This is a genomic window from Rhizobacter fulvus, from assembly GCF_964020785.1.
In genome coordinates this window covers 233,148-255,816 of record NZ_OZ224516.1, presented here as the reverse complement: position 1 = coordinate 255,816, position 22,669 = coordinate 233,148, and the positions used below count along the sequence as shown (strand labels likewise).

The window sequence follows — 22,669 nt, the reverse complement described above, 5'->3', positions numbered from 1 at the left end:
ATGACCATGCGCACATTCGGTTTTCGTGCGCTCGCGCGCCTGACGGGCCTGCTGGCGCTCGCGGTCGGTGTCGCCGCGGCATCGGCACAGTCCTATCCCGACAAGCCGGTGAAGCTGATCGTTCCCTACGCGGCGGGCGGCTTCTCCGACGTGCTCGGGCGCTCGCTCGCGCAGTGGCTGACCCAGAGCCTGGGCCAGCCGGTCGTCGTGGAGAACAAGGCCGGCGCGGCGACGATCCTGGGCACCGACACGGTCGCCAAATCCGCACCCGACGGCTACACGCTGCTGCTTGCCACCGGCGCGCTGAGCATCAACCCGCATCTGTTCAGCAAGTTGCCGTACAGCGCCGAACGCGATTTCGCGCCGATCAGCCGCGTTGCCGAACTGCCCTACGTGCTGGTCGCCCACCCGGCGCTGCCGGCCACCACCTTCAAGGACTTGCTCGCGTACGCGAAGGCCAACCCCGGCAAGGTGAACGTCGGCACGCCCGGCAACGGAACCTCGCCCCACCTGGCGATGAAGCTGCTCGAAGAAGCGGCGGGCATCTCGATGCTGGCCGTGCACTACAAGGGCAATGGCCCGGCCCTGAACGACCTGCTCGGCGGCCAGATCAACGTGTTGTTCGATGCGCTTCAGCAGCCCCGCCCGTTCATCGACACCGGCAAGCTCAAACTGCTCGCGGTGGCGTCGGTCAAGCGCATGCCGGGGCTTCCCGACGTGCCGGCAATCAGCGAAACATTCCCGGATTTTGCCGCCTCCACCTGGTACCAGTTGCTGGCACCTGCAGGCACGCCGGCGCCGATCATCGCGCGGCTGAATGCCGAGGTTCAGAAGTTCGTCAACGACCCTGCCACGCGCGACAAGCTGGTCGCGCAGGGGGCGATCGTCGGCGGCAGCACGCCCGAGCAACTGGCGGCATTCTCGAGGGCGGAAACCGCGCGCTGGGGCGCGGTGATCGCCCGAGCCGGCATCAAGCTCGACTGAGCAACGACCGGCCTGCGGGGCCCGCAACAGATCAAGGAGACTTCCATGACGCTCGCACAAGGCCTTGGCCGTTTCGTCGCCGAGCTCGATCTGACGCAGGTTCCGCCACCTGTCGTCGAGAAGGCCCGCACCTGCCTGCTCAACGGCTACGGCATCGCGCTCGGCGGGCACGCCACGCCGTTCGCCCCGGTGGCGCGGCGAGCGGCGCTGGCGCTCGATGGCGAGCGCAGCGGCGGCGCCACCTTGCTCGGTGACGGGCGCAAGACCTCGGTCGACGGCGCCGCGCTGGCCAACTCGGCGCTGTTCCACGGCCGTGCCCAGGAAGACACCTGCGGCGCCGGGCACTTCGGCACGATCATGATTCCGCTGCTGACGGCGCTGATCGAGGCACGCGGCCTGCCGGTGGCGCGCATGCTGCCGGCGCTGATCGCCGGCTACGAGGTCGGCGGCCTGCTCGAATCGGCGTACGGGCCGAAGACGACGCCCGCCGGGCTGCGCGCGTCGCCTCTTTACGGCACGCTGGCGGCGGCTGCGGCCAGCGCGCATCTGCTCGGGCTGGACGCCGCGCACAGTGCGGCGGCGCTGGCGAACGCGGCGTCGTTCACCGGCGGCATGCTGCAGTCGTTCGCCGACGGTACCGACGAATGGCGCTACCAGGTCGGCGTCGCCGCACGCAACGGGCTGGTCGCGACCGAACTCGCGCGCGCCGATTCGCGCTCGGCGCCGGGCGCCTTCGAGGGTCGCTCGGGCTTCGTCAAGGCATTCGCGCGCAGCGACTGCGACGTGCCTGCGCTGTTGGCACGGCTGGGGAAGGAGTGGTCGGTGCAGCGCGTCACGTTCAAGCCGTTCCCGGTGTGCGCGTTCAACCAGACGCCGGTGACCGGCGCGCTGATCCTGCGCGACCGGCTCGAAGGGCGGCCCTTGAAGCAGGTGCGCGTGCGCATGAATCCGTTCGAGACCGGCTACGCCGGCATGGACGCCAAGGGCCCGTTCGATTCGATCTCGGGCACGCTGATGAGCATTCCGTTCTGCATCGCGCTGACGCTGCTGCGCGGCACGCCCAGCATGGTGGCGATGACGACCTACGACGATGCCGGCGTGAACGCGCTTACCGACCGCATCGAGCTGGTGACCGACGACACGGTGCCGGTGCTGTCCTGCGTGATCGAGGCCGAGACCGTCGACGGCACGCGGGTGGTGCAGGACCAGCGCATGACGGTGGCCGACTTCTCCTACGACTGGGACACCGATTCAAAGCTGGTGCGCCGCATCGGCGCCGAGACCGGTGTGCCACTGGCGGCCTACGACCGCATCGAGGCGTTCGCGCGGGACCCCGGCGGCGCCGGCATCGCAGCCGTGCTCGAGGCTTTTGCGATGCTGCCCAGGCCGTCCGCGGCTTGACGCGCAGCGCCACGTCAGGCGCGCCGTTTGCTGGCGGCGGCGCCGAAGCCATTCTGGCCCTCAACCAAGGAGAGTGTGATGAGTCGATCCGTCTGGTTCCGAACAGTCACGGCGTTGCTGTGCGCTGGCGCCGTGCAGGCCGCCATGGCCCAATCGGGCCCGCCGCTGACGGTGTCGCAGGCCGAGCTCGCCGCTGCAGCGTGGTGCGACCCGTCCGTGGCGCCCGGCACCGGCCGGCAGGCGGTGCTGCTGATCCACGGCACCGGCTCGACCCCGCACGAGTCCTGGAGCTGGAACTACATGAACGCGCTGCCGGCGGCGGGCTACGGCGTCTGCACGGTGACCTTGCCGGAGCGCTCCGTCGGCAGCTTCACCCGCTCGGCCGAATTCGCGGTCTATGCGGCGCGCTATGCCTACCAGCGGTCGGGCAGCAAGATCGCCATCATCGGCCACAGCCAGGGCGGAACCATCGCCGCGTGGATCGCCAAGTTCTGGCCCGACGTGGCGCGCAACGCCACCGATGTGATCAGCCTGGCCGGCGTGATGCAAGGCAGCGGGTTCGCCAGCACCGCGTGCGCGCCGGGTGCCTGCACGCCGCTGCTCTGGCAATTGCGCATCGGCGCCCAGCACATGGCGGCGCTGTCCGGTTCACCGATGCAGAAGGGCGCCGCGATCACCTCGATCGGCACGCTGCTGGACGAACTGGTCTTCCCCCAGCCGCTCGCCAGCACCTTCCCCGGGACCTCGAACATCACGCTGCAAACGGTCTGCCCGCTGCGGGCCACCGAGCACGGACTCATGGTGTCCGACGCGGTGGTCTACGCGCTGGTGCTCGATGCCCTGCGCAACGCAGGCGGCGCGGTGGCATCGCGGGTGTCGCCGCTGACGTGCCTGCAGGTGTCGCTGCCGGGTACCGACCCCACCGGGGCCGCCGGGTTCCTGAACACGATCGCCGCACTCGGCCTGGGCTTGACCGATGTCAGCCAGTTCGTCACCCGCGAACCGCCCCTGCCGGCCTACGCGGCGCCGTACGCCAATCCGGGCACGCCCTGACCGGCTGACGCCTGCTGTCAGCCCAGCGACGCGGCCCGCGCCTGCGCATACAGCCGCAGCAGCGCGTCGCGCCGGGCCGTTGGCGAACTCGATGTCGCGCACGCGGTGCGGGTCGGTCTGCGTGCGCAGCCGCTGCAGTTCAACCGACCGCCTTGCAGGCCCTCAGCGCCGCGATGGCCTCGTTGTCGTAGCCCGCCCACGCCAATACCTCGTCGGTGTGCGCGCCCAACAGCGGCGGGGCGCTGCGAAGGCTGGCCTTCTCGCCATCGATGGCCACCGGCAGGTCGACGGTGCGAAAGTCCGGCAGATGCGTTGCCGGCAGCGAGCGGATCATGCGCATCGCGGCAACCTGCTCGTTGGCCTCGACCGCGTCCACCGCGTTGATCGTCGAACACGGCGCGCCGGCCTGGCGCAGCAGGTTCACGCACTCGGCCGACGTCATCTGCCCTATCGGCGCCTCGAGCAGGGCATGCAGGGCAGGGCGGTTGGCCACGCGCAGCAGGTTGCTTTCAAAGCGCGGATCGCAGGCCAGGCCGGGCAGACCCAGCGCCCGGCACACGGCGGCAAACAGCTTGTCGTTGCCGGCGGTGATCAGCACCGCGCCGTCGCGCGTCTTGAACGACTCGTAGGGCGAGGTCATCGGCGTCACATCACCCATGCGTTCGCCGACGAATCCGGCGCCCATGTAGTGCGCCAGAAAGAGCGACATCCAGTTGACGCCGGTCTCCATCAGGCTGGTCGACACGCGCGCGCCGCGGCCGGTTTCCTTGCGCTGGTACAGCGCGGCCAGCGTGCCGATGAAGGCCCACATGCCGGTGCCCATGTCGATGACGGAGATGCCGGCGCGCGCCGGCGGCCGGTCGGGGTGGCCGGTGACGCTCATGATGCCGGTGAAGGCCTGGATCAGCGGGTCGTAGCCCGGGTCGCGGGCGAGCGGCCCCGTCTCGCCGAAGGCGCTGACGGCGCAATATACCAGGCGCGGATTCGCTCCACTCAGTTCCTCGTAGCCCAAGCCGCGGGCTTCCAGGCTGCCTGGGCGCACGGCATGCACCAGCACGTCGCACTGGAGCGCCAGGCGTCGCACCACGTCGCGGCCCTGCGGCAGCGAGATGTCGATGCCGACGCTGCGCTTGTTCCGGTTGACCGCCAGGAACGCCGTGCCGATGCCGTGGCTGGCCGGCGGCGCCCACTTGCGGGCGTCGTCGCCCACGAGCGGGCGCTCGACCTTGATCACGTCGGCACCGAAGTCACCAAGCAACTGGGTGCAGAACGGGCCGGCGATGTTCTGCGTCAGGTCGAGGACGGTGATGTCCTTGAGGATGTCGGTCATGGCGAAGCGGGCCTCACTCGGGCTTGATCCCGGCTTCCCTGGTGACGCGGGCCCATTTCGGGATCTCGCTGCGCAGCAGTTCGCCGAGTTGCGCCCTGGTACGGATCAAGGGGTCCAGGCCGAGCAGCAACAGCCGTTCGCGCATCTCGGGCAGCGCGAGGATCCGATTGATCTCGACATGCAGCTTGTCAAGGACGTCTTCCGGCGTACCCGCCCGCGCGAACACCGCGAGCCAGCCCGACAATTCGTAGCCGGGCACGCCGGCCTCGGCGACCGTCGGCGTGTCAGGGAACAGGGACGAGCGCTGGCCGCTGCCGATCGCCAATGCCTTCAGCTTGCCCGCCTTGATGTGGGGCAAGGCCGTGACGGTGTCGGTGAACATCATCTGCACATGGCCGCCCAGCAGATCGGTCACGCCCTGCGGATTGCTCTTGTAGGCGACGCCCACGATCTCGATGCCTGCCATCGACTTGAGCATCTCGCCATTGACGCGCGACAGGCTGCTGCCGTGCGCGAAGCTCAGCTTGCCGGGCTGCGACTTGGCCAGCTGGATCAGTTCCTTGACGCTGGACACGCCGAGCGCCGGGTTTACCACCAGCAGGTTGGCGGCGGTTGCTGCGGTCGCGACCGGCGCAAAGTCCTTCACAGGGTCGTAAGGCAGGTTCAGAAACAGGCTCGGGTTGGCGGCCTGCGTGGTGTTGCTGGTGAAGAAGAGGGTGTAGCCGTCGGCCGGCGACTTGGCGGCGGCCACCGCGGCCAGAATGCCACTGGCGCCGGGCTTGTTGTCCACCAGCACCGGCTGGCCCCAGTTTGCGCTCATGCGCGAAGCGACCTCGCGCGCCACGGCATCGGTGGCGCTGGCAGCCGAGAACGGCACGATGACCTTGATCGGCCGCGACGGAAAAGTCTGCGCCTGGGCCGACGCCAGCGGTCCGGCGACCAGCAGTGCCGCCAGCAGGCCGATGACGCCGCCGACGACGCGGGGCAGCCGTGCCCGGCGCAGTGGCCGCGGCGTCTGGCGATCGCCGGCCTGTGGGTGGTGGGATTCGGGTGTGACCACGAGGTACCTCACTCTACGGCAGGGCATGTGCCGCCTCCCGCTCGTACAGCCGCAGCAGCGCGTCGCGTCGCGCCGGGCCGCTGGCGAACTCGATGTCGCGCACGCGGTGCGGGTCGATCTGCGTGCGCAGCCGCTGCAGCAGTGCGGCGTCCGGTTTGGCCGTGTACGGCACGCTGCCCACCGCCACCCCAGCCGGCGTGCGCTCGCGCAGTTGCTCGTGCGTCACGCCGGGGTGGCGGCTGAGGGCGCGCGCACGGGCCGACGTGAACTCGAACACCGCGAGGTCGGTGACCATCACCACATGGCCGACACCCGGCGCGTGCGCGGCCAGCGGGTCGGCAACGACGAAGTCGACCGCATCGACGAAGCAGCGCTGGTCCTGCTGCGGCAGATAGACCAGAAAGGGCTGCGCGATTTCGGCCAGTTCGGCCAGTCCCGCCAGGCCGGCGAAGCGGCGCAGGCGCCCCTGCTTGTCGGCGACGCGCAGGCTGTTGATGCGCCCTTGGGCGTCGATCTGCAGCGGGCGCACGAATTGGCGCACGCGGCCCGACAGGCGCGGCATCATCTGGCCGATCCATTCGGGTGCCTCGTAGCGCCGCAGTGCGCCGATCTGGGCGGCGCGTTCGCTGCGGCTCAGGAAAGCGGGGCGCTGGGCGCGCGTGAGCGTCAGCGCCGCCGGGTCTTCGAGCGCGGGGCCTTGGCCATTCGTGCGCGCCTGCGCAAGCAGCGCGGCGACCTGGTTCAGCGCCGAAGCCAGACCGAGCTGGATGACCTCGGCGCGCAGCAGCCAGTCGCTCATCGTGCAGACCATCATCTCGGCCACGTCGGGTGGCGTGGCGGTTGTGTCGCCGCGGGTGTCGTTGACGTTCACGTTGTCGCTCATCGTGCCCCTCCTTCGAGCCGGGCGCGGGCCCAGCCGGACACGGCGTCGCGATCGAGCGCCGTGTAGTCCAGCAGTGCCGGCCAGTCGGCTTCGTAGCCGGGCAGGCAGCCGCCGGGTTTCGCGCCACCGGGCGCGTGGACGACCATGCTGACCAGGGGCTCGGTCAGATCGGCTTCGACCCCACCGGCCGTGATGTCGTCGACCAGTTCCTCGCAGGTCACGACGGTCCGGTCCGCCGCCAGCGCCAGCAGCCGGTCGGCTGCCCGGTGGCCACCGAACACCGCGTTGCCTTGGCGGTCGGCGCGCCATGCGTGCACGTAGGCCACGGTGATGGGCAGGGGCGGGATCGCGAGTTGCTCTTCATCGGTGTACGGGCAGCGCACGCGGCGCAGATCGGGTCGCACCTGCGCCAGCGCGACGCCATGGCGCGCCGCCATTGGCAGGAAGGACGCGCCCTCGACCGCCGCGTTCAGGCCCAGCATCAGCGAGGTCTCGGTTTCCTCGATCACGTCGCAGCCGGCCTTCAGCCCCGGCCCCATGCCCAGCGCCTCCATGCCGAGGTAGAAGCCGCGCACGCGCTGCGCCGCGCCGGCGGCGACCAGCAAGTCGGTCTCGACGCCGCCGGTGAGCACCAGCAGTTCGTCGAAGCGCAGACCGTGCGCGGCCCAGTGCATCGCGATGGCCAGCGGCCGGCGGCTGAAGCTCCAGCCACCGAGGGCGACGCGCGCCGCGCCGCGCGCGAGTTCGGCGGCGTCGGCCAGGCTTGCCAGCTTTCCGTTCGACTGCGCCATCTACAGCCCCATGCCGCGCGCGATGATGTCGCGCTGCACTTCCATCGCGCCGCCGCCGATCTCGAACAGCTTGGCATCCTGAAAGTGCATCGGCAGGCCCGAGTCGACGGTGTAGCCGTAGCCGCCCAGCAGGTGCAGCCCGGTGTAGGCGCAGTGCATGTAGCACTCGGCGCCGGCCACCTTGGCGAACGAGGCCTCGTTGTGGCAGGCGCCGGTCTTCTCGAGCACGCTGGCGCCGCGGTAGACCAGCAGCCGCGCGGCGTCGGTGCGCAACTGCATGTCGACGATCTTGTGGCGCACCGACTGCAGCTTCGACAGCGGCTTGCCGAACTGCACGCGCTGCTTCAGGTAGGCCACCACCTCGTCGATGATGGCCTGCGAGGCGCCGACGCCGATGGCGCCGTGGTACAGGCGCTCGTTGTCGAGGCCGCCGAGCACACATTGCCAGCCCTTGTTCTCGGCCCCGATCAGCGCGTCGGGCGGCAGCACCAGGTCACGGAAGTGGGCCGAGAAGGTCGGCACCGGCCCCAGGCCCATGGTCTCGATGCGCGTCAGTTCGATCGCCGGGTTGCTGCCCGGGTTGGGGATCAGGAAGGTCGAGATGCCCTCCTGCTTGACGGCGTGCGGGTCGGTGCGCGCGGCCAGGATCAGGAAGCCCGCCGACTTGGCCTGCGAGCAATACAGCTTCTCGCCGCTGATGACCCAGTGGCCGTCGCTGCGCTTCACGGCGGTGGTGCGCAGCGACGCCGCGTCGCTGCCGGAGCCGGGCTCGGTGAGGCCCAGCGCCATGAAGATGTCGCCGGCCATGACCTTGGGCAGCACCATGTCCTTTTGCGCCTGGGTGCCGAACTTGGCCACCAGCGGCGCCAGGATCACCGCGACGCGGCCCCAGGCGGTGGTGATGGCCGACGAGGCGCGCGCGAACTGCTCGACGAAAGCCAGCATGCCCATCGGGTCGGGCTTCTCGAGCCCGCTGTAGGCCTCGGGCAGCAGGAAGCCGTAGTAGCCCATCTTGCCCAACTTCTTGAACAGCTCCTGCGGCGGCTCGACCTTGTCGCGCGACCACTGCAGCACCTGCTGGCGTGGCATTTCCTTCTCGACGAAACGGCGCGTCGTCTCGGCGATCGCGCGTTGTTCTTCACTCAGTTCGAAATCCATGGGTCGTGCTCCGGTTGGTTTGTGGTTCAGTCGTTCAGCAGCGCCTGCGCGCGCGCCAGCGGCACGGGCGCGGTGTCGAGCAGCAGGCTGATCGCGTCTTGCTCGCGTGCGTCGCTGGAAAGATCGAATGGGTCGAGGCGGCCGGCCCGGTGGCGCAGCACCAACCAAGCCAGCAGCAGCCGGCGCGCATCGCCGCCACGGCTGCCGATCTCGGCGCCTTCCCAAGCCAGCAGGCAGGCGCTGAGCGCGTGGTACAGCGCTGACGAGGCCGTGCGCGCATGCGCCTCCAGCGTCGCATCGTCGGCGATGCGGCGCGCGAAGGCCGTGCTGCGGTCGAGCGCCGCGGTCAATTCGCTGCGCAGCGCCGTCGGGATCGCCGGCTGCTGCAGCCGCTCGAGCAGGGCCGCGTGCAAGGCTTGCTCGGCGCGGTCCTTGCGCACCGCGCGCGTGATGATGTCCAGCCCGTTGATGTTGCTCGTGCCTTCCCACAGCAGGCCGATGTGGGCGTCGCGCACCAGCCGCGAATGCACCCACTCCTCGATGTAGCCCAGGCCGCCGCGCACTTCCATCGCCGCGGTGGCCACGCGCACGTTGTCGCGGCAGGCGCGGAACTTCAGCAGCGCGGTGGCGATGCGCAGCAATGCGCGCGCGCGCGGCTGGCCGGCGTTGGCCTCACGCATCGCCGCCGCGGTGAAGACGAACACCGACAGCGCCTGCTCGGTCGGCAGCATCAGCTTGAGCAGCGAGCGGCGCATCAAGGGGTGGTCGATCAGCGTCTTCTTGAACGCGACGCGCTGGCGCGCCACCTGCAGTGCCTCGTTCAGACAGCGCCGCATCATCGCAGCGGCGCGCACACCGTGCGACAGCCGCGACAGGTTGACGGGCGCCATCGCGTTCCTGATGCCGTCGGCCACGTCGCCCACCGCATAGGCGAGCGATCCGTCGAAGATCACCTCGCCGGTCGCCATCGAGCGCGTGCCCATCTTCTCCTTCAGACGCACGATGCGGCTGCGGTTGAAGCTGCCGTCGTCGAGCCGGCGCGGCACCGCGAACATGCCCAGCCCGCGCGTGCCCGCGGGTGCGCCGGCGGGTCGCGCCAGCACGAGGGCATAGTCGGCGTCGGTGTGGCTGCAGAACCATTTCTCGCCGTGCAGGCGCCAGTGCTCGCCATCGCGTTCGGCGCGCAGTTCGTTGCTGCCGAGATCCGAGCCGCCGTTCTTCTCGGTCATGAACTGGGTGATCTTCAGCACCTCGTTCATGTCCTGGCTGAGCACGCGTGCCAGGCGCGCCTTGAGCGCGTCGTCGCCGTGCTTGAAGACCACGTGCGCGGCGGTGTCGCAGCCGTTGACGGGGCACATCAGGCCGAACTCGGCCTGCACGAACAAGTACTTGAAGGTGTACTTGACCAGCGGCGATACCGGCTCCGGCCAGCCGAACACGCCACCGCGGTGGCTCATCGCGACCAGGCCGAAATCGCTCCAGGCGATGCGCTCCATCTCGCGGTAGGCCGGGTGGTAGTCGATCGAGTCCTCGTCGCGGCCGAAGCGGTCGCGCGGGCGCAGCACCGGCGGGTGGCGTTCGGCGCTGGCCGCGAGTTCGTCCAGGCGCCCGCCGGCGAGTTCGCCCAGGCGGTCGAAGTGCGGGCGAAAGTGCGCGAGCTCGGCGCGGCCCAGGCTCAGCGCGAGCAGGTCCTGCACCGCGGGGTCGATGCGCCAGAAGTTCTGGCCGTGGCAGTCGGCGGGAATCGCGGCGGAGCCGCGTCCGGCGGCTGGTTCGGCAAGGCTCATGGCATCACGCCGTCTTGTCGTCGAGCACGCGCAGCGTCTTGTAGCCGACGCGCGGCAGGTCGTCGTGGAACGACACCTGCGTGGGCAGCTTCAACTCGGCGTCGAGGTGGGCTTGCAGGCGCTGCGCCACGCGGGCCGCGGCGTCGTCGGCCAGCGTGGCGGGGCGCAGCAGGCGCACTTCCAGCGTCTGCGGCTCGACCGCCCGGCGCACCAGCGCGAATTCGAGATTGCGGCCGTCATCGCTGCGCGACAGCGCGGTCTCGACCTGGAACGGATAGACGGCGCTGCCGCGCACCGGCACGCGGTTGGCCAGCCGGTCGAGCAGCGTGAAGCGGCGCGACGTGCGGCCGCAGCTGCACACGCCCGGGTGCACACGCACCATGTCCTCGGTGCGCCAGCGAACGTGCGGCGTGGCGCGGCGGTAGAAGTCGGTGATGACCATCTCGCCCACGTCGCCCTCGCGCGCCGGCGCGCCGGTGGCCGGGTCGACGACCTCGACCAGCGTCATGTCCTCGCCGTGCCAGTGCTCGCCGTCGTGGGCCGGGCACTCGGTGCTGAAGAGGTTGAAATCCGAGCCCTGGCCCGACAGCGTCGTGACCTCGATGCCCAGCGTCTGGCGGAACTGCTCGCGCGCCTCCGCGCCAAGCGCCGCGCCCATCAGGATCGCGCGCCGGTACGGCAGCGCCCCGCCTTCGGGCGTGGCCGCGGCGTGCTGGGCCATCGCGCGCAGCGTGGCCACGCCGGCCTGCAGGAAGGTGGGCTTGAGCGAGCGCGCGACCTCGACATAACGCGGCACCTGCGCTGGCTCGTGGTTGTCGCGGATGATCCACTGCGCGCCGGCGCGCTGCGCGCCGAGGCGGAAGATGTCGGCCGCCGGCGTGAACGGCGTGACCAGCATCTGCAGCACATCGCCCGGCCGCAGCCCGCTGCACCAGAACAGGCGCGCCGCCAGCTCGACGTTGCGGTCCAGGTCGTGGGCGTCGAAGGCCTGGTAGGTCTGGCGTCCGCTGGTCCCGGCCGACGGGCCGGACAGCACGATGTCTTCGCGCGGCACGCACAGGTGGGGCAGGGCGCTGCCGACGCGGTCCATCGCGGCGCGCAGCTCGTCCTTGGTGCTCAGCGGCACGAGTGCGGCAAAGTCGGCCAGGCTGCGCACCGCGGCCGGGTCGACCTGCGCCAATCGCTCGCGCTGCATCGGCGAGCGTTCCTTGACCCAGGCCAGCAGTGCCTGCACGCCTTTGAGCTGCAGCGCCTGCCGGACTTCCGGCGCCATGCCTTCGGCCGCGGCGTCCCACAGGGCACGCGCGTCGCTCATCGCGCTGCGTCGCCGCTGACGAGGCGGAACACCGGCAGCGGCACCTCGCGTTCCGGAAATGCCACCTGCACCCGCTTGTCGACCGCCATGTCCTCGGGCCGGCCTTCGATCTCGGTGAACAGGAACCAGTCTTCGTCGAGCCGCACCAGGCCGATGGTGTAGGGCGAACGCGCGCGCCACACCGCCGACGGCGGCCGGTGCACGACCGAGAAGCTGTAGATGCTGCCCGCGCCCTTGGACTCTTCCCACGCCGGCGTGGCACCGGCCTCGCACATCGGGCAGATCGAGCGCGGCGGGAAGATCGCGCCGCGGCAGGCCGGGCAGCGCTGGAACAGCAGCCGGCCTTCCTTGACGGCGGCCCAGTAGGGCAGCGCGTCCTGCGTGACGCGAGGGGTCGGGAATGATTCGGTGTAGTCGGCGAACTCGCCTTGTTCCAACATGGTGTGTGCTCCTACTGGGCTTCGGTGCCGAGGATGACGGCGCTGTGGCAGGCCAGCATGCCGCCGGCCGAATACGCCATCGCGCGCTTGGGCGAGTTGCCGGCGAGCAGGCCGAGCGGGTCGCCGCGCAACTGGCGCACGGTCTCGACCAGCGAGTCGGCGGCCACCGAGATACCGGGCTGGCCGAAGCCCATCCAGCCGCCGTTGGTGTCGACCGGGAAGTCGCCGCCCGGGCGCATGCGCCCGCTGCGCACCAGGTCCATGGCGCGGCCCTTGGGCGCGAAGCCCAGGTCTTCGAGCTGCACGAGCACGGTGTGCGAGAAGTTGCCGGCCAGCGCGCCGAGCTGCATGTCGGCCGGCGTCATGTCGGCCATCGCGTAGGCCTCGCGCGCGGCGTGGGCGGCGCCGGTGGTGGTGATGGCCGGCAGCGGCCCCAGCGGAATGCGACTCTTGCGCAGGTTGATGCGCTCGCACAGGTACTCGTGAGTTGTGCAGGTGCCGAAGCCGTGGATGTAGATCGGGCGCTTGGCCTGCTTCGCACGTTCGACGCTGGTGACGACGAAGGCGCCTGCGGTGCCGCCAGGGCCCCAGGTGGCGCACATCCAGCGCCGCAGCGGCGACGAGATGTAGGGCGAGCGCATCACGTCGTCGACCGTGATCAGGCCGTGCCTGCGCTTGGCCGCTTTCGGGTGATGGATCGCCCATTCCTGGCGCTGCACCGCGACCTCGGCAAAGTCTTCCTCGGTGACGCCGAACTCGTGCATGTAGCGGCAGGCGAGCTGCGCGTAGATGGTCGGAATCGTCGGGCCGTAGGGGAACTCGAACTGCGGGCAGGCGTCGGTGGCCGCGCCCACCGCGGTGGCGTCGATGAACAGCTCGACCGCATCCGACTGCACGCACAGCACGTAGTCGGCCACGCCCGCGGCGATGGCCAGCGCGGCCTGGCCGATCATCGCGTTGACGCCGGCACCGTGGAAGGTGATCTCGGTCGTCATGCGCACCGGCATCTGCATGTGCGAGGCGAAGATGTTGTTCCACTGCGGCCGCCGGTCGGCCCAGGGCGAGCGGCCGGTGAGCAGGATGTCGATGTCGTCCTTGCGGATGCCGGCGTCCTTGAACGCGGCCCAGCTCGCCTCGGTGGCGAGCTGCAGCGGGTCCTTGACGTCCTGCTTGTCGGCGTACGAATCGCCCATGCCGATGATGGCGGCGACGCGGCCGAGGGAGCGGTCGGGTGTCTTCAAGCGGTGACTCCTGTCGGTAGAGTGGTGGTGGGCAGGGCCTGGTCCCAGCCCTGCAGCGAAGCGGCCTCGTCGCGGCACTGCGCCGGCGTGCCGAGGAACTGGCGGTCGAAGGCGCAGCGCTTGAACCAGTGGTGCAGGCCGAGCAGATCGGTGAAGCCCATGCCGCCGTGCGCCTCGGTCGTCATGCGCGCGACCTCGCGGCTCACGTCGCCGACGTGGGCCTTCAGGTGGCAGGCCAGCAGCGCCGCGTCGTCGGCCTGCTGGTCGTGCGCATGCGCGGCCTGCCACAACAGCGCGCGGCACGGTTCGAGCAGCGTCACCGCTTCGGCCAGCGTGTGCTTGAGGCCCTGGAAACTGCCGATCAGGCGGCCGAACTGCACCCGCTCGCCGGCCCAGGCCACGGCCGAGTCGAGCATGTGCTGCGCGGCGCCGATGGCGTCGGCTGCCAGCACGATGCGGCCGGAGTCGCGCACCCGACGCGCCAGCGCCCAGGGGTCGGCGGCTGCGGCCAGCAGCACGGCCGGTACGGCGTCGAAACGAAGGTCGGCGACGCTGCGCGTGCCGTCGATGTTGGCCCGCGCCTGCACGCCGACATCGCGGCCATCGAGGGCGACCAGCGCCGTGCGGCCATCGCCGAGCAGCACCAGGCAGTGGCTGGCGCCTGCGGCGTCGAGCACGCCGCCGGCCTGCCCGCTGAGGGCGTTGGCCGACATCGACGGCGATTGCCCTGCGGCACGCTCCAGTGCGTCGAGCGCGATGGCGACGCGCATCTCGCCGCTGGCGATGCGCGGCAGCCACTCGGCCTGCTGCGCGGCGCTGGCCGCGCCCTGCAGCCAGGCCGGCGCCATCACCGCGACAGCGGCAAACGGTGCCGGAACGCTGCCACTGCCCAGCGCCTCGGCGGCCACCGCCGCGTCGAGCAAGCCCAAGCCCAAGCCGCCGTGGGCCTCGGGCACGCGCAGTGCCGGCACGCCCAGCGCCTGCAGTTCGCGCCACAGCGCGCTGTCGAAGCCGCCGTGGGCGAGCGCGCGCACGCGGTCGAGCGGAACCGCGCTGCGGATGAAGGCGCGCAGCGCGGCATCGAACTGCCGCTGCGCCGCGTCAAGACCGAATTCGATGCTGGTCTCCCGGGTTCGCCGCCGGTGCGGCGGATGCTGCGCGCGGTTCGGGCGGCAGCCCGAGGCCGCGCTCGGCGATGATGTTCTTCTGGATGTGCGAGGTGCCGCCGCCGATCAGCATGCCGAGGTCGTACATGTGGTCGAAGTTCCAGACCGTGACCTCGTCGTCGTCGCTCGCATCGGCATGCGGCGCGTAGCGCAGCCCGGCCTCGCCGCAGGCGTCGAGCGCCAGCGCCGACAGGCGCCACAGCAGCCCGGTGCCGGCGAGCTTGACGATCAGGCGCTTGACGCCCGAGTCGATGTTCTGCGCCTGCTCGGTCAGCAAACGCAGGTGGTGCGCGCGCAGCGCCGCGGCCTCGGCCTGCAGCTGCAGCAGCCGGGCGCGCAGTTCGGGTTCTTGCATCGCGACGCGGCCGTCGGCCTGAGGCGCGCGCATCAGCGTCACCAGGCGGTGCAGGCGCTGCGTGATCTTGTCGGGGTCGCCGAGCTTCAGGCGTTCGTGCCTCAGGTTGACCTGCGCCACCTTCCAGCCGTCGCCCGGGCCCATCACCATCTGGCTGGCCGGCACGCGCACGTCGGTGAAGAAGACCTCGTTGAACTCGCGCCGCCCGGTCATGTTGGGCAGCGGGCGCACCTCGATGCCCGGCGTCTTCATCGACAGCAGCAGGTACGACAGGCCGGCGTGCTTGGGGCGTTCGGGCTCGGTGCGGCACAGCGCGTAGATCATGTGCGCGTAGTGCGCGAAGCTGGTCCAGATCTTCTGGCCGTTGATGACGTAGTCGTCGCCGTCGCGCACCGCGCGCGTCTGCACCGATGCCAGGTCGCTGCCGGCGCCGGGTTCGGAATAGCCCTGGCACCACAGCATGCGGCCCAGGATGGTCGGGCGCACGTAGTCGCGTTTCTGCGCTTCGGTGCCGACCTCGAGCAGCGTCGGCGCGACCATGCGCACGCCCTGGTTCATGAAGCCCTGCCAGACGCCGGCACGCGCGAAGCCCTCGGCGATGATCGCGCCTTCCAGCACGTCGGGCGCGGCGCCGAAGCCGCCGTATTCGCGCGGCACGGTGCGCGCCGAGTAGCCGTGTTCGACCAGCAGGGCCTGCCAGTCGAGCATGCGTTCGTCCGGCGGCTGGTAGCCGGCGTGCGGCTTCGGGGCGCGCGCGCCGTGGCGGGCCACGAACTGCGCCACCTCGTCGGCCAGCGCCTGGTGCTTGTCGGACAGGGTGAGGTCCATCGTCTTCAATGCCTTGCTGTGTCGCGGGCCGGCGAGGGAGGAAGCACGACCGTGCCGGCGGCGACGAGCGCATCGATTTCGGGCTCAGACAAGCCCGCGGCGCGCAGCACCTGCGCGCCGTCGCCGCCGATCGCCGGCCAGTTGCCGTGCGGCGCGCCGGCGCCGGGGATCAGCGGCAGCGGGATCGCGCCCATCGGCGCCAGCGCTTCGGCCAACGCGCCCATCGCCTGCACCTGCGGTTCGGCCAGCCACTCGGCGATGCCGTTGACGCGGCTGCACAGCACGTCGGCGGCGGCAAAGCGCTGCAGCCATTCGGCCGTGGTGGCGCCGAGCAGCGCCTGCTCGATGGCCGGCAGCAAGGCCGGCAGATGGCGCGCGCGGGTCTCGAAGCTGTCGAAGCGCGCGTCGGCCAGCAGGTCTGCGCGGCCGATGGCTGCGGCCAGCGAGCGGAACTGCGTTTCCTTGCTCAGGGCCAGTGCGATCCAGCCGTCGCTGCTGCGGTAGATGCCGGCCGGCGCGTTGAGCGAGCGTGCGCCGCCGGGCTCCAGCCGCGACTCGATGATCTTCGGCGCCAGGAAGGCCGCGCACGACTGCATCAGGCTGATTTCGAGATGGCGCCCGCCGCCGCCGGCCAGGCGCGCGTAGAGCGCGACCGACAGCGCCTGGAACGCATACAGCGCCGACAGCGCATCGACGATCAGGAAGCCGACGCGGCTCGGGTTGCCGGCCGCGTCGCGGTTCAGCGCCATCATGCCGGAGAAGGCCTGCAGAACGGTGTCGGTGCCGGGCCGCGCGGCGTCGGGGCCGGTCGGGCCGAAGCCGTTGATCGACAGGTAGACGAGGTTCGGAATCGCGGCAGCCAATGCCGTGTAGCCGAGGCCGAGCTTGTCGGCCACGCCGGGGCGGAAGCTCTCGATGAACACGTCGCAGCCGCCCGCCAGGCGCCGCGCGAGCGCACGCCCGGCCTCGGCGCGCATGTCGATCACGATGCTGCTTTTGCCTCGGTTGACGGCAAGGTCGAGCGCGGTGTGTTCGCCGTGGCGCGTGCCCATGCCGCGGATCCAGTCGCCCTCGGGCGGCTCGATCTTGGTGACCTGCGCGCCGTGCTGGGCCATCAGCATGCCGCAGTACGGCCCGGCGTAGCCTTGGCTAGCATCGAGCACGCGCAGTGCGGAGAAGGGCAGCGACATCATTGCCCCTTCAGGAACTCCGGCCGCGCGGACTGTCCGAACGGGTCGTAGGGCGGTATGGCCTGATGCTCGGGCACGGTCCAGTTGTGCTTGGCCAGGCGCAGCCCGCCGTCGACCTGCAACACCAGGCCGGTGACGTAGGTTGAAGCCGGCGACAGCAGGAAGCAGATGCAGGCCGAGACCTCGGCCTCGGTGCCCAGGCGGTAATAGGGGATGTGGGTGCGCCGCGTCTTCAGCCGCTCCTGGAATTCAGCGCTGTAGGTGCCCAGGCCGCTGCCGATGATCGAGCCCGGTGCGACCGCGTTGACGCGCACGCCGTGCTCCACCCATTCGAGCGCCGCGGTCTGCGTCAGGTTGATCACGCCGGCGCGCGCGGCGCCGGTGTGGCCCATGTTCGGGAAGCCGAAGTCGACCGGCGCGACCACGCCGACGATGGCACCGCCATGCGCGCGCATCCACTGCGTGAACACTTCGCGCATCATGCTGAAGCTGCCGTTGAGGTTGTTGCGCACGACGGCGTCCCAGCCCTTGTCGGAAATGCTCTCCAGCGGGCTCGGGAACTGGCCCCCGGCGTTGTTGACCAGGCCGTCGATGCGGCCGTGTTCGGCCAGGATGGCGGCCACGCCTTCGCGCACCGCGGCGCCGTCGCGGATGTCGATCACCTGCACACCGGCGCGGCAGCCACGTTCGGCGAGTTCGGCGTGCACGCTTTCCAGCTTGCTCAGCGTGCGGCCCACCAGCACCGGTGTGGCGCCGAGCGCGGCCAGCTCGTGCGCGGTGCAGCGGCCGATGCCCGAGCCGCCGCCGGTGACCACGATCACCTGGCCGGCGAGCAGGTCGGGGCGGAAGGCCGAGCGGTAGGGCGACGCGCCGGCGGACACTTGGGTCATCGTCGCAAGCCCGCTCAGTCGCAGGGCAGGCCGAGCTGCTTGGCGATCACGCGCAGCTGGATCTCGTACGACCCCACGGTGACCGGCGCCACCAGCGCGTCGAGCGCCATGCGCATCACCGGCAGTTCCTCGGTGATGCCCCAGCCGCCGCCGATGTGCAGCGCGTTCTGCGTCACACGGTACACCGCCTGCGTGACGAACAGCTTCGCGGACGAGACATCGAGGATGATGTCCTTGATGGCCGCGCCGCTGTCCCAGCGCTGCGCCGCATGGTAGGTGAACAGGCGCGAGGCTTCGACGTCGACATGGCCCTGCGCGAGCAAGAACGCGATGCTCTGGTTCGCGCCGATCGGCTTGCCGAACTGCTGGCGCACCTTGGCATAGTCGAGCGCCCAGGCCAGCGCCGTCTGCATGTGGCCGAGCCAGCGCGCCGCCACCATCACGCGCTCGCGGTTGAAGCCGGCCATGATGGCGCCGAAGCCGGCGGTCAGGCGGCGCGACTCGGGCACGCGCGCGTTGTTGAACATCACGCGGTAGGTCGGCAGCGGCCGGTTGGCGTAGGTCTTGATCTGCGAGGTTTCGACGCCCGGTGTGTTGCGGTCGACGGCGAAGAAGTGCATGCCGCGGCGGCCCTGGGTGGGGTCGGTGCGCGCCAGCACCAGCATCGTGTCGCAGTCGCCGCCCAGCGTGATGAAGGACTTGATGCCGTCGAGCACCCACTCGTCGCCCTGGCGCGTGGCGGTGGTCTTGAGGTTCTGCACGTCGCTGCCGGCTTCGGGCTCGGTGACGGCCAGCGCCAGCAGGCACTCGCCGGCGATGTTGGCGCGCACCAGGTCGTGGTGCACCGCATGGCCATGCTCGGCCAGCAACGAGCCGGCGACGCCCTGGATCAGCGCCATGATCGCCAGGTTCGGGTTGGCCTTGGCCTGCTCTTCGATCGAGATCGCTTCTTCAGTGACGCCGAGGTCGGCGCCGCCCATCGATTCAGGCGCGTGCAGGCCGATCAGCCCGGCCTTGGCGGCGGCCACGAAGAACTCGCGCGGGAAGCGCGCCTCGCGGTCGGCCTGTTCCCAGCGCGGCTTGATTTCGCGCTCGGCGAACTTGCGGCACATGTCGCGGAACGCTTCGCGGTCGATGCTGTTGGGGGGGACTCGGCGTTCGGGTTGGCTCATGGGATGCGGTACCTTGATGGAAGTTGAAGATGGGCGATCAGGTCTTGGCCGCAGCGCGCGAAATCAGCACGCCGACGGTGCCGCGCTGCACCAGCGCGCCGTCGTTGCCGAGCACGCGGATCTCGAGCCTGACCGCGCCGGCGCTGCTGCCCTTGGCCGCGTTCACGTCGATCACGAAACACTCGACTTGGACCGCGTCGCCGACGAACACCGGCCCGTGGAAACGCCACTCGCCGACGTCGAGCATGACCTGCAGGGCGGTGCCGAAGATGCCGTTCAACTCGGCCAGCACCTTGGCGATGACGAGCGGCCCGTGCGCGATCAGCCGCCCGTAGCGCGTGGTCTTGGCGTACTCGGGGTCGACATGGATCGGATGGCGCGCGTCCAGCAGGTCGGCGTAGCCGGCCACCAGTTCGGCGCTGCAGTCGAAGCCTGGCAGAGGCAGGCGCATGCCCGGGCGGATGTCGCCGAGCCAGAGGGGTTGGGCAGGGTGCATGGATCGAGTCTCTTCGCGATGCGTTGCAACCGGGTCATTCCGGCTGGATGTTGAATTCCTTGATCAGCCGCACGTAGGCCTGCGACTGCTCGCGCGTGAAATCGGCCAGGCCCGGCGGCGTCGACGGAATGGTGTCGATGCCCTGCGCGGCCAGCTTGGCGCGCAGCTCGGGCCGCTGCAGGATCGCGCTGACTTCGCGGTTCAGGCGCTCGACAACGTCCTTGGGCATCCCGGCGGGGCCGTACAGCGCCCACCAAGCCGGCATGTCGGCGAAGCCCTTGACGCCCGACTCGGCGATCGTCGGCACATCGGGGAACAGCGCGCTGCGTTGCGTCGCGGTGGCGAGCAGCGGCCGCACCTTGCCGGCCTTGGACTGGCCCGCGGCCGTCGCCAGGTCGGTGAACATCAGCTGCACCCGCCCGCCCAGCAGTTCGAGCAGACCCGGTGGCGTCGACTTGAACGGTACGTGAACCATGTCCACGCCGGCCGCCTTCATCAGCATGCCGCCGTAAAGCTGGCCGCCCAGGTTGCCGCTGGCGTAGTTGAGCTTGCCCGGATTGGCACGGGCATGGGCGAGCAGTTCGTTGAGCGTCTTCCAGGGCTGGTCGGCCGCAACGACGAGCACGTACGAGGTGCCGCCGAGCCGGGTGATCGGCACGAAGTCGCGGATCGGGTCGTAGCTGACGCTGTGCAGCATGCCGGCCGGATTGGCGACGAGTGAATTGGTGGCGGCCAGCAGCGTGTAGCCGTCGGCGGGGGCCTTCGCGACGAGGTCGGTGGCGAGCGCACTCTGCGCGCCGGGCCGGTTGTCGACGATCACGGTCTGGCCGAGCGCCGCGCCGAGGGGCTCGGCCACCAGGCGCAGGAAAGTGTCGGTGGCCGAGCCCGGGCCGTAGGGCACGACCAGCCGGATCGGCCGGTTCGGATACTGCGCCTGGCTGGCGAACGAAGCCAAGCCGAGCATCAATGCGACGGCGATGCCGCGCGACAGGCGGCGTGCGGTCATGGCAAGGGTCATGGTCATCGGTGTCTCCGTATGGGCGCGGCGGCCCTTGGCATTGGCGACGAGCGTGCGGCAGGGTGCCGCGCCTCGCCGGGAAGCGGGGTGAGGGCGGTGATCGTCGACGGGTTCGGGTTCGGGCTCGCGCCGTGTCCGCCGAGCGTCCACGAGACGCGCCGCGCAGCGTCGGCCACGAGCCCGGCCAAGGCCTCGCGCCGCGGCCCGAGGCGGGCGATCGGCACGCCAATGCCGATGGCGCAGCGCACGCGGCCGTCGCGTTCGATGATCGGCGCCGCCACCGCACCGGCGCCGACGGTGTGCTCGCCCTCGGTGACGACGACACCGGCGCTGCGGACGCCGGCGATGATGCGCCGCAGGCGCGCCACGCCGGTCACGGTGAGTTCGGTGCGCTCGACCGTGCGCGCGCTGGCCAGGTAGCGGTCGAGGAAGACCGGCTCTTGGAACGCCAGCAGCGCGCGGCCCATGCCGGTGCAGTACAGCGGCCAGCGCGAGCCGACGCGCGGCGAGTAGCGGATGTCCTGATCGCTGTTGACGACGTCGATGTACAGCGCCTCGGCGCTGCGGTCGTCGAGCGTGGCGAGCATCGCGGTCTCGCCGCTCTGCGCGACGAGGTCCAGCGCCACCGGGCGCCAGGCGGCCAGCACGCCAGCGTCGGCGGCAATGATCGCGCCCAGCCGCATCGACGCCGGGCCGAGCGTGTAGCGCGCGTCGCGCGAGCTGACGTAGCCGGCCACCACCATGACCCGAAGATGATTCAACAGGCTGGTCTTCGGGATCTGCAATGCCTCGGTCATCGCGGCCAGCGACAGGCCGCTGTTCGAAGCCGCCAGCAACTCGACGATCTGCATCACGCGCAGCGGCGATTTCGGGCCGCTGTAGTCGTCGTTGCCGGGGTCGATCGTCTCCGATGGATGGTCCATTATTGGTATGATAGTCCAATATCGGACCGATCGTCACGGAGCCAGCATGGAAAACCGCTTGTGTGAGATGTTCGGGAATCGAGGCGCCGATCTTCGCGTTCTCGCACTGCCGAGACGTGGTTGTCGAGGTCTCGAAGGCCGGGGGACTGGGCGTGCTCGGCCTGGCCCGTATGAGCCCGCAGCGCGTCGATGCCGAACTGCAATGGATCGACGACCACATCGGTGGCCGGCCCTACGGCGTCGACATCCTGATGCCCACGACCTACCAGGACGCGGGCGAAGGCGAGGCCAAGCACGACGCCGACCGGCTGCTGCCGGCCGAGCACCTGGCCTTCGTGCGCGGCATGCTCGACCGCGCGGGTGTCCCCGCGCTGCCCGCGGCCGAAGCGGCGCAGATCGAGCGCGACCTGGTCTCCACCTTCAACTTCACGCCGGGCGAAAGCGCCGCGATGATCGAGATCGCGCTGCGCCACCCGATCAAGCTGATCGTCAATGCGCTCGGCTCGCCGCCGGCAGAACTCGTGCAGCGCGCGCATGCGCGCGGCATCAAGGTCGCAGCGATGGCGGGGGCGCCCAAGCACGCGATCAAGCACCGCGATGCCGGTTGTGATTTCGTCATCGCGGTCGGCACCGAGGCCGGCGGCCATACCGGCAGCACCACCTCGATGGTGCTGTGGCCGCGCATCGTCGACGCGGTCGCGCCCTTGCCCGTGCTCGGCGCCGGCGGCATCGGCCGCGGACGCCAGCTCGCGGCGGCGCTGGCGCTGGGCTGCGAAGGCGCTTGGTGCGGCTCGATCTGGCTGAAGACGGTGCAGAGCGAAGTCACGCCCGAGATCAAGGCGCGCATGTTTGAAGCCGGCCCCGACGACGCGGTGCTGACGCGCAGCGTCACCGGCAAACCCTGCCGCACACTGCGCAGTGCCTTCACCGATGCTTGGGACGCGCCCGGCGCGCCCGAGCCGCTGCCCGCGCCGCTGCAGGCGATCCTGTGGTGGGGTCAGGGCCGCACGCGGGTCGAGCGGGTGCGTGCCAAGGAGTTCCTGACCTACCCCGTCGGGCAGATCGTTGCCGACATGCGCGAAGAGACCTCGGTGCGTCAGGTGGTGCAGGACATGCTAGGCGAACTGGCCGAGGCCAAGGAACGCCTTGATCGACTGCTCGGTTGATATTCCATCGTTCAAGGAGAAC

At 70.5% G+C, this 22,669-nt stretch carries 21 protein-coding genes; 4 read left to right on the top strand and 17 right to left on the bottom strand.

Annotated features, from left to right (window positions below; all coding sequences use genetic code 11):
• Window positions 1-6 precede the first annotated feature (6 nt).
• The 3 genes from ACWH49_RS01205 to ACWH49_RS01195 all read left to right on the top strand — a co-directional run bounded on the left by ACWH49_RS01205 (window position 7) and on the right by ACWH49_RS01195 (window position 3,438).
• Window positions 7-984, top strand: a complete 978-nt coding sequence (locus ACWH49_RS01205; RefSeq protein ID WP_448169793.1) for a tripartite tricarboxylate transporter substrate binding protein — start codon at window positions 7-9, stop codon at window positions 982-984.
• 45 nt (window positions 985-1,029) lie between these two features.
• Window positions 1,030-2,385, top strand: a complete 1,356-nt coding sequence (locus tag ACWH49_RS01200; protein ID WP_448169792.1) for an MmgE/PrpD family protein — start codon at window positions 1,030-1,032, stop codon at window positions 2,383-2,385.
• 78 nt (window positions 2,386-2,463) lie between these two features.
• Entirely contained in the window at window positions 2,464-3,438 is a 975-nt protein-coding gene (locus ACWH49_RS01195) for an esterase/lipase family protein (protein WP_448169791.1), read from the top strand.
• Between the two features lie 139 nt (window positions 3,439-3,577).
• Here ACWH49_RS01195 and ACWH49_RS01190 read toward each other — a convergent pair whose 3' ends face one another.
• Genes ACWH49_RS01190 through ACWH49_RS01110 form a run of 17 tightly spaced genes read right to left on the bottom strand, consistent with a single transcriptional unit; the run spans window position 3,578 to window position 21,481 of the window.
• Window positions 3,578-4,768, bottom strand: coding sequence for a CaiB/BaiF CoA transferase family protein (locus ACWH49_RS01190; protein ID WP_448169790.1), 1,191 nt, complete (start codon window positions 4,766-4,768; stop codon window positions 3,578-3,580).
• Between the two features lie 13 nt (window positions 4,769-4,781).
• The gene (locus tag ACWH49_RS01185) at window positions 4,782-5,828 is read right to left on the bottom strand and encodes a Bug family tripartite tricarboxylate transporter substrate binding protein (RefSeq protein WP_448169789.1); all 1,047 of its coding nucleotides are present in this window, start codon (window positions 5,826-5,828) and stop codon (window positions 4,782-4,784) included.
• Window positions 5,829-5,841: 13 nt separating this feature from the next.
• A complete protein-coding gene (locus tag ACWH49_RS01180; RefSeq protein ID WP_448169788.1) occupies window positions 5,842-6,711 on the bottom strand; it encodes a hypothetical protein in 870 nt (289 codons plus the stop codon).
• Entirely contained in the window at window positions 6,708-7,502 is a 795-nt protein-coding gene (locus ACWH49_RS01175; RefSeq protein WP_448169787.1) for a CoA-transferase, read from the bottom strand. Before ACWH49_RS01175 ends, ACWH49_RS01180 begins: the two co-directional genes overlap by 4 nt.
• Window positions 7,503-8,660: an acyl-CoA dehydrogenase family protein gene (locus tag ACWH49_RS01170; protein WP_448169786.1), complete on the bottom strand. Its 1,158-nt coding sequence runs from the start codon at window positions 8,658-8,660 to the stop codon at window positions 7,503-7,505.
• A gap of 26 nt (window positions 8,661-8,686) precedes the next feature.
• Entirely contained in the window at window positions 8,687-10,447 is a 1,761-nt protein-coding gene (locus ACWH49_RS01165) for an acyl-CoA dehydrogenase family protein (protein WP_448169785.1), read from the bottom strand.
• Between the two features lie 4 nt (window positions 10,448-10,451).
• Complete coding sequence (locus ACWH49_RS01160) at window positions 10,452-11,762, bottom strand: phenylacetate--CoA ligase family protein (protein ID WP_448169784.1); 1,311 nt, start codon at window positions 11,760-11,762, stop codon at window positions 10,452-10,454.
• Window positions 11,759-12,202 carry a Zn-ribbon domain-containing OB-fold protein gene (locus tag ACWH49_RS01155; RefSeq protein WP_448169783.1) on the bottom strand — a complete coding sequence of 148 codons (444 nt, stop codon included), beginning with the start codon at window positions 12,200-12,202 and terminating at the stop codon, window positions 11,759-11,761. Before ACWH49_RS01155 ends, ACWH49_RS01160 begins: the two co-directional genes overlap by 4 nt.
• An 11-nt stretch (window positions 12,203-12,213) precedes the next feature.
• Window positions 12,214-13,443: a thiolase family protein gene (locus tag ACWH49_RS01150; RefSeq protein ID WP_448169782.1), complete on the bottom strand. Its 1,230-nt coding sequence runs from the start codon at window positions 13,441-13,443 to the stop codon at window positions 12,214-12,216.
• A complete protein-coding gene (locus tag ACWH49_RS01145; RefSeq protein WP_448174281.1) occupies window positions 13,440-14,561 on the bottom strand; it encodes an acyl-CoA dehydrogenase family protein in 1,122 nt (373 codons plus the stop codon). The genes ACWH49_RS01150 and ACWH49_RS01145 overlap by 4 nt, the downstream gene beginning before the upstream one ends.
• Window positions 14,545-15,792, bottom strand: a complete 1,248-nt coding sequence (locus tag ACWH49_RS01140) for an acyl-CoA dehydrogenase family protein (protein ID WP_448169781.1) — start codon at window positions 15,790-15,792, stop codon at window positions 14,545-14,547. The genes ACWH49_RS01145 and ACWH49_RS01140 overlap by 17 nt, the downstream gene beginning before the upstream one ends.
• Before the next feature lie 5 nt (window positions 15,793-15,797).
• Entirely contained in the window at window positions 15,798-16,982 is a 1,185-nt protein-coding gene (locus ACWH49_RS01135) for a CaiB/BaiF CoA transferase family protein (protein ID WP_448169780.1), read from the bottom strand.
• Entirely contained in the window at window positions 16,982-17,872 is an 891-nt protein-coding gene (locus ACWH49_RS01130; RefSeq protein WP_448169779.1) for an SDR family oxidoreductase, read from the bottom strand. Before ACWH49_RS01130 ends, ACWH49_RS01135 begins: the two co-directional genes overlap by 1 nt.
• Before the next feature lie 14 nt (window positions 17,873-17,886).
• On the bottom strand, window positions 17,887-19,044 hold the full coding sequence (locus ACWH49_RS01125) for an acyl-CoA dehydrogenase family protein (RefSeq protein WP_448169778.1): 1,158 nt from the start codon (window positions 19,042-19,044) through the stop codon (window positions 17,887-17,889).
• A gap of 37 nt (window positions 19,045-19,081) precedes the next feature.
• The gene (locus ACWH49_RS01120; RefSeq protein WP_448169777.1) at window positions 19,082-19,540 is read right to left on the bottom strand and encodes a MaoC family dehydratase; all 459 of its coding nucleotides are present in this window, start codon (window positions 19,538-19,540) and stop codon (window positions 19,082-19,084) included.
• A gap of 34 nt (window positions 19,541-19,574) precedes the next feature.
• The gene (locus ACWH49_RS01115) at window positions 19,575-20,564 is read right to left on the bottom strand and encodes a Bug family tripartite tricarboxylate transporter substrate binding protein (RefSeq protein WP_448169776.1); all 990 of its coding nucleotides are present in this window, start codon (window positions 20,562-20,564) and stop codon (window positions 19,575-19,577) included.
• The gene (locus ACWH49_RS01110; protein WP_448169775.1) at window positions 20,561-21,481 is read right to left on the bottom strand and encodes an IclR family transcriptional regulator; all 921 of its coding nucleotides are present in this window, start codon (window positions 21,479-21,481) and stop codon (window positions 20,561-20,563) included. The genes ACWH49_RS01115 and ACWH49_RS01110 overlap by 4 nt, the downstream gene beginning before the upstream one ends.
• A gap of 62 nt (window positions 21,482-21,543) precedes the next feature.
• Here ACWH49_RS01110 and ACWH49_RS01105 point away from each other — a divergent pair, with 62 nt between their 5' ends.
• Entirely contained in the window at window positions 21,544-22,647 is a 1,104-nt protein-coding gene (locus ACWH49_RS01105) for an NAD(P)H-dependent flavin oxidoreductase (RefSeq protein WP_448169774.1), read from the top strand.
• The last annotated feature ends 22 nt before the right edge of the window (window positions 22,648-22,669 follow it).